The organism is uncultured Megasphaera sp. (assembly GCF_958350005.1).
In the GTDB taxonomy this organism is placed as follows: Bacteria; Bacillota; Negativicutes; order Veillonellales; family Megasphaeraceae; genus Megasphaera.
In genome coordinates, this window is sequence record NZ_CATWFF010000003.1 from 20,147 (window position 1) to 33,354 (window position 13,208).

General features: G+C 55.0%; 10 protein-coding genes. All 10 read right to left on the minus strand.

From position 1 onward, the window contains the following. Positions 1-7: 7 nt before the first annotated feature. Positions 8-967 (minus strand): AAA family ATPase, encoded by a 960-nt coding sequence (locus tag Q3886_RS00495; RefSeq protein WP_301859133.1) that lies wholly within the window; start codon positions 965-967, stop codon positions 8-10. 26 nt (positions 968-993) lie between these two features. Beyond that, the gene (gene mrdA / locus Q3886_RS00500; protein WP_301859134.1) at positions 994-2,901 is read right to left on the minus strand and encodes a penicillin-binding protein 2; all 1,908 of its coding nucleotides are present in this window, start codon (positions 2,899-2,901) and stop codon (positions 994-996) included. Between the two features lie 18 nt (positions 2,902-2,919). Beyond that, entirely contained in the window at positions 2,920-3,429 is a 510-nt protein-coding gene (gene mreD, locus Q3886_RS00505) for a rod shape-determining protein MreD (RefSeq protein WP_301859135.1), read from the minus strand. Continuing rightward, positions 3,426-4,346 (minus strand): rod shape-determining protein MreC, encoded by a 921-nt coding sequence (gene mreC / locus Q3886_RS00510; RefSeq protein WP_301859136.1) that lies wholly within the window; start codon positions 4,344-4,346, stop codon positions 3,426-3,428. Before mreC ends, mreD begins: the two co-directional genes overlap by 4 nt. Before the next feature lie 2 nt (positions 4,347-4,348). Beyond that, positions 4,349-5,389: a rod shape-determining protein gene (locus Q3886_RS00515; protein WP_301859137.1), complete on the minus strand. Its 1,041-nt coding sequence runs from the start codon at positions 5,387-5,389 to the stop codon at positions 4,349-4,351. Between the two features lie 155 nt (positions 5,390-5,544). Then, positions 5,545-8,592 carry an efflux RND transporter permease subunit gene (locus Q3886_RS00520; protein WP_301859138.1) on the minus strand — a complete coding sequence of 1,016 codons (3,048 nt, stop codon included), beginning with the start codon at positions 8,590-8,592 and terminating at the stop codon, positions 5,545-5,547. Further along, the gene (locus Q3886_RS00525) at positions 8,589-9,680 is read right to left on the minus strand and encodes an efflux RND transporter periplasmic adaptor subunit (protein WP_301859139.1); all 1,092 of its coding nucleotides are present in this window, start codon (positions 9,678-9,680) and stop codon (positions 8,589-8,591) included. Before Q3886_RS00525 ends, Q3886_RS00520 begins: the two co-directional genes overlap by 4 nt. Then, positions 9,677-10,138 (minus strand): MarR family winged helix-turn-helix transcriptional regulator, encoded by a 462-nt coding sequence (locus Q3886_RS00530; RefSeq protein ID WP_301859140.1) that lies wholly within the window; start codon positions 10,136-10,138, stop codon positions 9,677-9,679. The genes Q3886_RS00525 and Q3886_RS00530 overlap by 4 nt, the downstream gene beginning before the upstream one ends. Before the next feature lie 143 nt (positions 10,139-10,281). Further along, positions 10,282-12,177: a DUF4127 family protein gene (locus Q3886_RS00535; protein ID WP_301859141.1), complete on the minus strand. Its 1,896-nt coding sequence runs from the start codon at positions 12,175-12,177 to the stop codon at positions 10,282-10,284. A gap of 69 nt (positions 12,178-12,246) precedes the next feature. Then, a complete protein-coding gene (locus Q3886_RS00540) occupies positions 12,247-12,888 on the minus strand; it encodes a trimeric intracellular cation channel family protein (protein WP_301859142.1) in 642 nt (213 codons plus the stop codon). Between the last annotated feature and the right edge of the window lie 320 nt (positions 12,889-13,208).

Below are 13,208 nucleotides of genomic sequence, written 5' to 3' on the forward strand. Positions count from 1 at the left end.
CCTACTCCTATCGACGGCGCCATGAAGCAGACTGTTCCCGGCGGCTCCGCAGGGACAGCACAGCCGGTACAGCAGCATCCGGCGTCTTTTCTGCTCCTGTCATTCGCTGCAGCGCTGCCGCTGCCCGCTGCAGTTCCGCTGCAGCCTGCTCTTTCATGCTCTTCTGTGCAGCAGTCTGGTCTTTGGAATCGCCATCTTCCTCGTCCGGAATGCCTTCTGCATCAGGAAGCAAGGTCTGCAGGTATTCCATGTCCGGCAAATTCCCAGTCTCTATATAAGCAGCAGTCTGAGCCAGAGCCTTGGTAAAAGGCCCGTCTGGCATATGGGCAATCTGTCCGGTCTGTGCTGCCCGATTCGCCCGTTCATCATGAGGCAGAACGCCGGCAATTCCTTCGGGATTCAAAATGGACAGCATCTCATCGAGGGACACACAGGCCGATGCAGACCGGTAAAAGTTATTAAACAATACATCGTAATTGAACCGCCGGCGTTTATGGCAGAACTGCATAACCCGGGCAGCATCCCGCATGGAGGCCCACGACGGCTCAATGACGAAGAAAATGCGGTCCGCCAGGGCTATGGCGTCTTTAAAAGCCTGTCCCCGTCCGGGCGGGCAGTCCAGAATGACATAGTCATAGTCTTTGGCCAGCCGTTCTATAACATAATGATACGTTGGCGTATCAACTTTTTCCCACGTATGCTTCTGACTGGCTGCCAGAAAATCAAAGCCCGGCGCAATCGTAAGCAGCGCTTCCGATGCTCGGCAGCGCCCTTTCAGAATATCACCGGCATCATACAATACATCGTTTTCCAGGCCGAACATCAAATCCAGATTGCGCAGCCCCATGTCGGCATCTGCGGCCAGTACGGTATGGCCCAACCGGTGCAGTGCCGTTGCCAGAGACGCGGTAATCAAAGTCTTGCCCACACCGCCTTTACCAGATGCGACGGCAATAATAACAGACATAGGCCTGCCTCCTTTCTGCGATGCACTTAGTGCGTATCCGTTGTAGTTCCGCGGCTGCTGTTCTTGTCCGCTGCCGTGGAATTCTTCGTGTCGTTCTTATCTTTGTCTTTCTTTGTGTCCGTATCCTTTGGTGCGCCATTGGCATAGGCACCGACATGGAAAAATTCTTCCAGCATTTCCTTGACAATAGGTCCGGCAGCACTGGAACCGTAGCCGCCCTGTTCTACCAGTACGGCTATGACGATGCGGGGATGATCAAAGGGCGCATAGGCAACAAACCAGCCGTGATCCTGGCCGCCAAAGTTTTCGGCTGTCCCTGTTTTCCCGGCTACCTGAATGGGGAAATCAGAGAACAAATAGCCGGCAGTACCGGATTCTTCCGCAACGTTGCGCATCCCTTCACGGACCAGATCGAGAGTGGATTTGGAAACGGCCAGGGTCCCTACCTGTTCAGGCGCAAAAATCTTGTACGGCGTGCCGTCAAGATTATCGATGCGGCTGACGAGGAACGGACGGTACTGAATGCCCCCATTGGCGACTTCACTGACGATCATGGCAGCCTGCAGGGGCGTGACGAGCTGGAACCCCTGGCCAATAGCCGAGTTGAACGTATCGCCCAGGTACCAGTCCTGATCAAAGGTCTTTTTCTTATATTCTTCACTGGCAATAAGACCCGATGCTTCACCGCGCAGGGCGATGCCGGTCTTCTTCCCCATGCCGAACATGGCAGCGTATTCTGCCAGCTTGTCAATGCCTACGCGGCGGCCCATTTCATAGAAATAGACGTTATCCGACTTGGCCAGGGCTTCGGTGAAATTAATCCAGCCCAGTGCTTCGCCGCCGGCGTTGCGCATATCGACCAGCCAATGACGGCCGCTGTCGAAAATCATTTCATCAGGCGTAACTTTTTTCAGTTCCAGCGCCGCTGAGCCTGTAATCAGCTTAAACGTTGAGCCGGGCGGATATTCACCGGCAATGGCCCGGTTTTCCATAGGATGGTATGGATTGTCATTGATCTGGGCCCATTCGGCAGCCGTAATGCCCCGGGTGAACCAGTTGGGGTTGTACGCCGGCCGGCTGGCCATGGATAATACAGCCCCCGTATTGGGGTCTACGGCGACGACGGCAATCCCATGCGTGCCCATACCGCTGGCAACCTGCTTGTCCATGGCCCGTTCAGCAGCCTGCTGCAGATTAAGATCCAGCGTCAGGTGCATATTATGACCGGCAACGGGATTTTTCCGTTCCATTTCAGCCACAGGCGAGCCGGCAGCATCGACTTCTACCTGACGACCGCCGTCTTTGCCGCGCAGCAGGTCATCATAGTAGGCTTCCAGGCCGGCCCGGCCGATCTGCGTAATACTGGACACCCCTTCCTGCCCTTCCAGGCGCTTGGCGTCTTCTTCGTCAATCTGACCGACATAGCCAAAAATCTGGGCCGCCATTTCATTATACGGATAATAGCGGATAGGCTGTACGTCGACAGAAATGCCGGGCAGTTCATTCCGCCGTTCTTCAATCTTGGTTACTACGTCCTGTGTAAGATCGGTCGCCAAAATCGTCGGCACATAGGAATGAGTAATTTTTTTCAGCTTTTCCTGCAGTGTTTCTTCAGGCACATTGAGCAGCCTGGATAATTCCTTGACTTCACTTTCGGCCATGCCTTCCTTGTCAGGCGGCACATAAGTGACCATAAAGCTTGGCCGGGAGCCGACCAGTATCTGGCCGTTCCGGTCATACATAATACCGCGCATGGCCGCAATGGGAATAGCCCGCAGGCGGTTGCCTTCGGCCAGGGAATGGTAGTATTCGCCGGCAAAAATCTGCAGGTATACGAGGCGGCACACCAGTACGACAAAAATGCCGACAACGATCCAGTATAAATAGCGAAACCGACCATCGTTATTTTTCTTTTTCATCAACGCTTCCAGCATTGGTCCTTTTCCCCCTTTTTATGGCCGGTAGCCCATATATCCGTAATAGGCATCTTCCCGCCGCAGGCGCCATACAATATGATCGACCGGCAGCGTCAGGATACCATGGTATACGAGCATGGTAATGCTGAATTCAAACAAATAAGCAGCAGGATGGATAAACTGACCGGCAGCGGCCAGAACGGCACAGGTTGCCAGCAGGTACGCTTCCGTAGCCCCCAGGACGATGAGAATCGTCAGAATCCACTGATCCTTGTCAATGTCCCGTCCCAGATAACTGCAGACGACAGCAATGGCCAGATAGGGCAGCAAATGAATGCCAAAGAAATTGCCAATGACCACATCCTGGCAGAAGCCGCCCAGAAGAGCGGCAATAATGCCGACCCGCTGGCCGTGATGCAGTGCTGTGAGGACGACGAAGACAAAGACCAGATTGGGCTGAGAAATACCGTCAAATATAAAAGGAAGTACAGAACTTTGCAGAATAAACACGATAAACGCAGTCATTACACAGTTCATCTTTTTCATAATGCTGCTGCTCCTTTGACGCCTTCTACTTTGTCCCGATTGGTCTGGGGCACTAATTTGGGCGCTACGCCAGGCTTGTCATAAGACCCTGTATCGGCAGACTTCAGGATGACAAAGACTTCTTCCAGTTTGGAAAAATCGACACTGGGCCGGATGACGGCGTATTTTACGAAATCATTGTCATTCTGATGAATGGACACAATCGTTCCGACAGACAGTCCTTTCGGGTAAATAGAGCCAAATCCGGACGTAACCAGCGTATCCCCTTCCAGAATATCCGCATCCTTGGCGATATTGACGAACTGCGGTTCTGACGGCACATTGCCGTTGCCGCGGACGACAGAAGATACCCGTGATTCTGCCCGCTGTACGATCGCGCCAATACTGGTCCGCGGATCTGTAAGCAGCTGAACCCGCGATGAATGGGGATAGACGTCGCTGATGAAGCCGACGACGCCGGCAGCCGTAATGACCGGCATATCCTTGGTTACGCCTTCGCCGCTGCCCACATCAATGATCATCGTATTGCTCCACGTTCCGTAGTCACGGGAAATGACGGAGCCTGCCACGAGCTGATACTGCGAGTGAGACGACCGGAAATCGAGGAGCTTCTTCAGGCGTGTATTTTCTGCCAGCAGTTCGTCATAATCGACGCTGCGGTTTTTCAGTTCCGTATTTTCTTTTTCCAGGGCTTCCCATTCAATCCGGTTTTTCAGGCTCACATCGACGATGTGAAAAGCCGATGACAGCGATGCCATCAGGCGGCTGGCACCGTATTCAAAAGGAGACGCCGCTGTCTGCATCGGTTTGGTCAAAAACGGCAGAGAATCACGCTGCCGCCAGGCCCAGCCTACGACGGCAATAATAATAAATATGATGAGAACAACGATGACGCTTCTCTTTCCAAACGAAAACAATTTTAAAATCTCCTCCTGTAAATACGCTGAGCTCCTTCAATGAGGGGAGCCATTTTTTCCCGTTCCAGAATGGCTATGCCCGTTCCCTTTACGACGGCCAGTTCCGGGTCTGCTGCCAGGACGACAGGTACGCCCAGTTCCTGAGAAAAAAGCTGTTCCATGCCTTTCAGCTTTGCTCCGCCGCCGGTAAGAATAATGCCGTGTTCCATAATGTCAGCAGCCAGTTCCGGCGGCGTTTCCCGCAGTACAGACCGGACGACGTCCAGCAGCTTCATAAGGGGACGGCCAATGGCGCCGTAGAGTTCACTCGACTTGACGGCCATTTCCTTCTGCAGCCCGTCGCCCAGGCCGCGGCCCATAAAGTAGTATCCCCGATCTTCCAGCGGCAAAATAGCCGAGCCGTTGGTTACTTTCATTTCTTCTATCGTATCCTCATCGGTTACAGCGTCATACTGCTCGCGCAGATAGTCCCGAATGGCATCGTTGAAATCGAGACTGCCCAGATGAATGGATTTGGATACGACAATACCGCCTAAAGACAGTATGGCAATGTTTGTCGTGCCGCCGCCAATATCGATGACCATATTCCCTACAGGATCGTATACAGGCAGTTCTGCACCAATGGCGGCAGCTGCTGCCGTATTGATCAGAAATGCTTCCTTGGCGCCGGCCTGGTAGACTGCTTCCATGACGGCCCGTTTTTCCACATTCGACGCTGCTGCAGGCACGCCGACCATAATGCGCAGCCGCTGCACGCTGCGGACACATTTGTTCAGAATATATCCCAGCATGGTCCGCGTAACGCTGTAATCGGAAATGACACCGTGCTGCAGAGGCCGGTGAATCTTTACCGTTTCCGGCGATTTGGACAGCAAATCATCGGCACCATGACCGACGGCGATGATCTTGCGGTTCCGTTCGTCTGTAGCCATAATAGACGGCTCAGACAGGACGATGCCCCGCCCTTCTACAAAGACCTGGGTCGTGCAGGTTCCCAGATCAATACCTATATTTTTCGTCAATGGAGAAAACAAGGAACTCATACTAAAATCCTTTCCAAATACACCTTATAATCATTTACCTATTTTAGCACACCCCTGTAAATTTCGCACTATTTAATTTCGCATATGTGCCTATTTCCCGTATTGTTTTATCCAGCAAAACAGCCGCTCTCCAGAGCGGCTGTCAGCAGTACAGGTTATTCCGTTTTCCTGATGCGGAACCAGGCAGCGTACAAGACGGGAAGAATGAGGAGGGTCAGCACCGTCGCCACCAGAAGACCGCTGGCAATGGCTACGGCCATGGGCCCCCAGAAGGTGCTAGTCATGAGGGGAATCATCCCCAGAATGGCAGCAGCTGCCGTCAGCATGATGGGCCGGAACCGCATGACTGCCGAATCGATGACGGCATGCCACGGGTCTTCACCGGCAGCCATGTGCTTGTCAATCTGGTCGATGAGGATGATGGAGTTGCGGATAATCATGCCGCCCAGGGCCAGTATGCCCAGATCAGCCACAAATCCCAGGGATTTACCGAACAGGAACATGCCGAAGGCTACGCCAATGATGCCCATAGGCGCCGTAATCAAGGTCAGGGCCATGAGGGAAATGCTGCGCAGCTGGAACATGAGGAGCGTCATGATGACGATGATCATGATGGGTACGGGCTTCAGGAGATAGGCCAGGGACTTCTGGCTGTTTTCCAGGGCCCCGTCTACTTCTACGCCGTAGCCGAAAGGCATGGCCTTGCGAATATCGGCAATACTGTCATAGGCTTTCTGCGTGGCGTCGTTGGCCGTGCCGGTCTTAATGCCGCCGTTTACGGTAATAGTCGGCTTTAAGTCGCGCCGCCAGATCAGGCCATCTTCACCGGCGTAGGACAGTGTGGCGACCTGTTCCAGCGGAATATAGCCGGCCGATCCGGCATAAATGGGAATGGACTTGATTTTCGCCAGGTCGCTGCGGTCCTGTTCCTGCAGGCGGAGCTGAATACCGATAGTGCGATCGCCGGCATAGTATTCGGCTATTGTTGCGCCGGACAGTTCTGTATACAGCGTCTTGGCCACATCCTGACCAGACAGGCCCATAGCCCGGAGCTTGTTCTGATCCAGTTCGGCATGAATGACTTTATTCTTCTGATCCCAGTTGAGGAATACATTTTCCGCATTGGGGTCTTTACTGATGCGGTCGGCGACTTGCTGCGCATACCCTTTTACTTTATCGGCATCGTAGCCGAAAACGCGCAGCATAATGGGATAATCCGACGGCGGTCCCATGGGGAGCGTCTTGATATTGCTGCGCACATTGGGGAACTGATCGGCCATTTCCCGGCGAATCTTCGCTGCCAGCCGCTGCCGTGTCTCCGTATCTTTGGCAACGACGACAAACTGAGCGTAGTTATTAGCCGGCAGGACCGGTTCCAGCGTCAGGACAAACCGCGGCGCTCCCTGACCGACGTAGTAGGAATAATCCTGCAGTTCCGCCTGTTCTTTGTCCAGATACTGGGAGAACCGCTGCGCTTCCTTCTGCGTCGCCTGCAGAGAAGACCCTTCGGGAAGAGTCATTTCCACAATCAGTTCCGGCCGCAGGGACGGCGGAAAAAATTCCTGCGGAATAAACTTGAGAACGCCCAGGGACAGGAGGAATACGACGGCTGTGCCGCCCAGTACGGCTGCCCGGTGAGTCAGGCACCATGTCAGCACCTGGCGAAACAGCTGGTAAAAGCGGGACTGATACAGCTCGTTTTCTCCGCCTTCGCCGGCAGCGGGCTTGGGCTTGATCAGGTAGTAGCCAAACAAGGGGGCTACCATGACCGATACGATCCAGGACAGGAGCAGTGCTGTCGTAATGACCGGAAACAGGGCCTTGCAGAATTCCGACGCCGCCCCATCGGCAAGGGCGACGGGAATAAAACCGGCACAGGTAATGAGCGTACCTGTCAGCATGGGCTTGGCCGTCGCCTTAAAGGCAAAGCACGCTGCCTCCAGCCGGCCATACCCCTTTTCCAGCTGTACGCTCATCATTTCGACGGCAATAATGGCGTCGTCTACAAGCAGCCCCAGGGCGATAATCAGAGCGCCCAGCGATACTTTATGCAAATCAATGCCGACCAGCTCCATGACGCAGAATACGCCGGCCAGTACCAGGGGAATGCAGCAGGCCACGACCAGGCCTGTCCGCAGGCCCAGGCTGAGAAAGCTGACGGCCAGGACGATAATAATAGCTTCCCGCAGGGTATCGACAAAGTCAGCAATGGACTCCTTTACCACCTTGGGCTGGTCCGATACCTGATGAAGCTCCATGCCGGCAGGCAAATCGGTTTTTACGGTATTCTGGAGTTGTATCAGATTTTCGCCCAACGTCAGAATATTGCCGCCTGACTTCATGGACAGGGCAATACCTACGGCAGGCTTGCCGTTATAGTACATTTTGGGATCGCCCGGTTCTGTATACCGCCGTTCGACAGTGGCAATATCGCCGAGGCGAAATACGCGGCCATTGGCGTTGACCGGCAGATTGCGGATGGCTTCTACGTCGTCAAAAACGCCGGAAATGCGCAGGTATACGTTGTCCGTCTGCGTATCGATCATGCCGGCCGGCGTCATGGCGTTCTGTCCGTTTACGGCGTCAGAAATGGCCGTCGGCGCAATGCCCAGCTCAGCCAGCTTGGCATTGGCAATTTCAATATATACCTTTTCCGACTGTTCGCCGACAAGCTCTACTTTGCTCACATCGTCGACGCCGAGCATCATGCGGCGGATTTTTTCCGCTTTCTGCCGCAGTTCTTCATAGGAATAGCCGTCGCCGGTCAGGGCATAGACAGATCCGTATACGTCATCGAAGCGATCGTTGAAATAGGGACCGTACACGCCCTGAGGCAGTTCGTTCTTCATGTCTTCCGTCAGGTTTCGCACTTCATGCCACGTGCTGCGGATACTGTCTGACGGCGCCGTGTCGCTTAGAGTAACATAAATAACGGTCTGACCTGGCCGGGAATAGCTCTTCAGGTAGTCCAGATTGGGCGTATCCTGCAGCTTTTTCTCGATCTTGTCCGTCACCTGTTCCTGCATCTGTTCTGCCGTCGCTCCCGGCCAGGCCGCAGTGACGACCATTTGCCGCACCGTATAGGCCGGATCTTCCATGCGTCCCAGTTTTATATAGGAGAAGATACCGGCAACGGCAATGAGGATAATAAAGTACCAGACGAGTACGCGGTTTTTTAGGGATAGTTCCGATAAATTTCTCACGTGTCATCACCTTCTATCCGGACGGTCTGGCCATCTTTCAGCATGTGCACGCCTGCTGTGACGACCTGGTCGCCGGCAGACAGGCCCGTGACGCGGACGCTGTCGCTGCCGAATTCCGCTACTGTCACCGCTTTCAGGGAAACGGTGTGATCGGCGCCGACGACCCAGACCTGGGGCGTGTCGCCTGTCTGGTAGATAGCCGTCAGGGGCAGTTCGACGGCACTTGCGGAAGCGGCACTGCTGCTGCCGTTGTGCACGCTGGCCGTCATGCCCAGCTGCATGCCCTGAGGCGGATTGGGAACGGTAATGCAGACTTTATACGTCCGCGACGCCAGATCGGCCATAGGCGATACTTCCCGCACGACACCGGCCGTTTCCTGCGTCAGGGCCCAGAAAGAAACAGTTACGTCCCTGCCGATGGGAAAATCGGCAAGCTTGTTTTCCGGCACGTTGATCTGCACTTCCAGATCGCCGTTGTGGACGAGGGTGAGCATGGTCTGTCCTGCAGCGACGACCTGCCCTACTTCGCCGGTTACAGAGGAAATGACGCCGTCTGCATCGGCTGTCAGCGTCGTATAGGACAGCTGATTAGCCTGGGCCTGCTGTGCTGCCTGAGCCTGCTGGTACTGAGCCTGGGCCTGGTCATAGGCGGTCTGATACTGATCGAGAGCAGCCGCACTGACTGCATCCTGAGAAAAGAGCTGGCGATACCGCGCCAGGTTGGCCTGGGCCAGTTCCATCTGGGCCTGCGCTGCCTGTACCTGGGCCTGCGTCTGGTAGACGGCCTGGGCGGCGTCTTTGGGATCGATGGTCATGAGGGCATCGCCGGCATGGACGCTGCTGCCCATCTGTACATTGCGGCTTGTAATGCGGCCGCCAATCTGGAAGGACAAGTTGCTTTCATACCGTCCCCGGACCGTGCCGGCGTAGGTATCCTCGTCCTGACCGGCAGAAGGGCCGCCAATGCGCTGCGTCCGGACCAGCTGGGCCGGTGCGGCTGCCTCTTCTTTACTGCCGCAGCCGCTGATGCCGGCAGCCAGGACGGCAATGGCCAGGGCTGTCATTATATACTGTGTTCCCCGTTTCATAGGTTCCCCTTCTTTCTCTGACATATTTCTTCAAAGGACAGATCGGCAGCCCGCCTGGCAACAATCTGCAGAATCTGCAAGATCTGGCTGGTCTGGGTTTCGTCGATGTCGGCCAGGACATCATCAATCCAGCGGCGCAGAATATCCTGCAGGACAGGCTGCAGGTCCCTGGCCTTTTCGGTCAGGCACACATGCTTGGCCCGCCGGTCCTGCTGATCCTGCCTGCGCTGGACGAATCCCTTCTGTTCCAGCGATTTTACGCAGCGGGCCACCAGTGCCCGGTCTACGGACAGGGCCTGACACAGTTCTTCCTGCCGGCACTGGTCGCGGCGAAAGAGCTCCATGAGCATGACATACTCTACATAGCCAAGATCCAGGGCTTTGCAGGCATAGGCCACGTAGGCCTCATACCGCCGGGACAGGGTGCCGAAATTATAGCCTATTTGTGAATAATCCATCTGCCTCCCCCTTTTTGCATATAGTTGACAGTATCAACTATTTCTCGCTTATTAGTATACCAGACAGAGTCTGAATTTTCAATAGAAAATGCCCGTTTCGAAGACAGCTTCTCTTCAAAACGGGCAGATATTACGCTATGCAGTTATGGATTCCACGTCCGGTTTTTCTGGGCCATTTCTTCTTTGGCATTCAGTTCCTGAGCCCTTTTTTCTTCGTCATACCGGGCCTGTGCCTGCCGCTTGGCTTCTTCCAGCTCCTGCTTCAGCTGACGCTTATCAGCCGTGTCGGCTGTATCAGCAGGAACGGCGGCTTTCCCTGGCTTGCCTGCTGCCTTATCCTTAGCCTGAGCCTGGGCTTGGGCCTTTTCTTTTTTTATTGCTTCATCCAGGGCCTGCTGGGCGTCCTGTACCTGCTTTTCCAGGCGCTTCAGCTCCTTATCCCGCAGTCCCTGGCGCACATCGGCTTCCAGAGGCACACTGGCATCGGGACGCACGTCGACATACACTTCAAACAGGCGGTTCCACGGCAGCGTCACCTGTACCGTCCGGGGATCGACATGAAGATAAGTCTGAGCATACCGCTGGAGCTGTTCTTTCGTGCGGCTCTGCAGCTCTTCCGTCATGGACGGATAATACCGTTTCACCGTGCCTGCTTCCAGCTTCTGTTCCATTCGGGAAATATAATCCCGCACGTTGGCCTGGTAGGCCCAGTTGTCCAGATACTGAGTAGTCAGCATATTCGTATGGGCATCGCGGGGCATGTAGCGGGCCAGGACGCCCTGGGAAATGCCGTAGCCTACGGAGTTGCTGGCTGTATTCCAGCCATTGTACGCTGCCAGGCGATACAGCATATTGTCCTTATACAGACCGTATACCAGGGTGTTGTCAGACCCGTTGGAAAAGGCCATGTCAACCAGGCTGACCGGAATGCCGGCCTGTACAGCCGATTCGATCTGGCCGAGAAAGTCTTTCGTCGACTGGAGCATAATGGGGAAATTTTCAAAGTTTCCCGATTCTGTCGTCGTGTCTGTCAGCGGCGTATTGACTGCCAGCAGCAGGTCCGGCCGTTCCGTATTGGTTACGGTGCCGCCAATGGCTTCAATATGGGCGGCAATAGTTTTGCCCACTTCCTGGCCGTCATAGCGGGGAACGGTCTTTTCGCCGCCGCCCAGGGGATAAATAACCGTAATGCGGGGATGGTAGTTCATGAAATCGTTGTTGGCCCGCGTAATGAGCAGCAGCCCCAGCTGATCGGCGCCGGGGAAAGAGCCAAAGGCCGTTTTGGGCACGTTGGTGCCGGCCAGTTCCAGATACTTCGATTCCAGCGAAGACTGGGTATTGACGGAATTGTCATCGTGGCCGAGGCTGAAGTACGTAAAGACCCCCTTCCGGGCATCTTCAATGAGACGGAAATTAATGAGCATATTCTTCCGGCGCCGGTTATACCAGTCCTGCAGATATTCCATAGGCAGGCGCCGCATAATGGCAAACCAGTCGTTCCGTTCCTGCGGCGTCAGCTGGTCCACATCCATCTTGGCCTGCAGCGACGCCAGCTGATAAATGTCCGTGCCGGCCTGGAGGTAATAATCCGGTTCTACCCCTTTGCCGCCCATCCAGGGACTGCGCATGACCGTGCTGAAGACGTAAATGGGCACGTTGTGCGTCTTATGCAGCTCTTCCACTTCGCTCAGCCGGCGGGTCAGCGTATCCATATCGAGATTATGCTTGCGCGAATCGACGAGGCCGCCGTATACGAGAGAATCAATGGACAGGACCATGGCATCAGCCGAGCCGGCATGGTCCTGGACCCAGCGAATCAGTTTTTCCGGCGATCCCTGAAAACTGGAGCCTGACAAATACTGCACCGGCGGCGTAATGACCGTATAGCCCGCGTCCTGGGCTGTACGCACCGTATAGGCAAAATCAACAGGACGGTTGTCCTGGGGAACATATAAAATCGTCCGCGCCAGCACAGCCGGACTGACTGCCAGCAGTGCTGCCGTCACGACGGCGCCGACGGCTTTGTGTAATAAACTCACCTATATCACTTCCTACTCACAAGATACGTGTTTTCATTTCCCCGCTCCCTGACCAGGGCAGCATTCTCCCTATTTGATGCGCGGCAGGTTCCAGTGCAGCCGCACGGCCAGAAGGCGCAGGCCGACAGTCAGAAAGAAGGCGATGACGGCAGCAACGTGCAGGGATACATCCATTACAGCGTACAGACCATACAGGGCAGCTGCTCCGACCAGAGAGGCTGTCGCATACACCTCTTCCCGCAGCACACTGGGAATGCGCCGGGCCAGGACGTCGCGGATAACGCCGCCGCCGACAGCCGTCAGTATGCCCAGGGTAATGGCCAGAATCCAGTAGTCCTTCCGAACGGCACAGCCCAGCAGCGTTCCTGTAATGGTAAAGGACCCCAGGCCGATAGCGTCGCAGACAATGTAGAGCCGCTGAAGCTGCTGCATCACCGGCTGCCGTGCAGGCATGCGGACATAGCGAATCCCTATGTAGGCTGCAGCCACGGCGGCAACGATAATAACCAGATAGAGGCTGGTTTTAAACGCTGCCGGCGGCACGGCACCGATGAGAATATCCCGGACAATGCCGCCGCCCACAGCCGTCACGGCAGCCAGAACATACATGCCAAAGACGTCCATGCGCCGCGACACGGCTACGAGCGCTCCGGACAGGGCAAATGCCGCTGTTCCCAGTATATCAAAGAGCTGCCACCACAGCGATTCCATCTTCCTGCCCCGCCTTCCTGCCGGCTGAACCGGCGAAATGCAAACCGATAAACCTATCATACAATATCTGGCCGAATTATGCAAAACCTGACAGCCTGTTTTGTAAATCCCTGCGCCTTGCTGCGTGAAAATATATCGTAGTATAAGAATATACAACAACCCCGCCGGTGGGCAATCAGCAGTTATACTGCTTGCCCCGGCGGGGTTTGTTGTATGTATCACACAGCCCTTCCGGCCAGAAAGGGAGATTGTCTATCGTATGAGAAGGACCGGAGGGCTGGCGTGAACGCGAAGATAGGGGATGTTAGAACTTAAACGTG

Coding starts and splice junctions, on each gene's coding strand:
- Q3886_RS00495 (WP_301859133.1), bottom strand. CDS start 967: ATGTCTGTTATTATTGCCGTCGCATCTGGTAAAGGCGGTGTGGGCAAG.
- mrdA (WP_301859134.1), bottom strand. CDS start 2,901: ATGCTGGAAGCGTTGATGAAAAAGAAAAATAACGATGGTCGGTTTCGC.
- mreD (WP_301859135.1), bottom strand. CDS start 3,429: ATGAAAAAGATGAACTGTGTAATGACTGCGTTTATCGTGTTTATTCTG.
- Q3886_RS00515 (WP_301859137.1), bottom strand. CDS start 5,389: ATGAGTTCCTTGTTTTCTCCATTGACGAAAAATATAGGTATTGATCTG.
- Q3886_RS00525 (WP_301859139.1), bottom strand. CDS start 9,680: ATGAAACGGGGAACACAGTATATAATGACAGCCCTGGCCATTGCCGTC.
- Q3886_RS00530 (WP_301859140.1), bottom strand. CDS start 10,138: ATGGATTATTCACAAATAGGCTATAATTTCGGCACCCTGTCCCGGCGG.
- Q3886_RS00540 (WP_301859142.1), bottom strand. CDS start 12,888: ATGGAATCGCTGTGGTGGCAGCTCTTTGATATACTGGGAACAGCGGCA.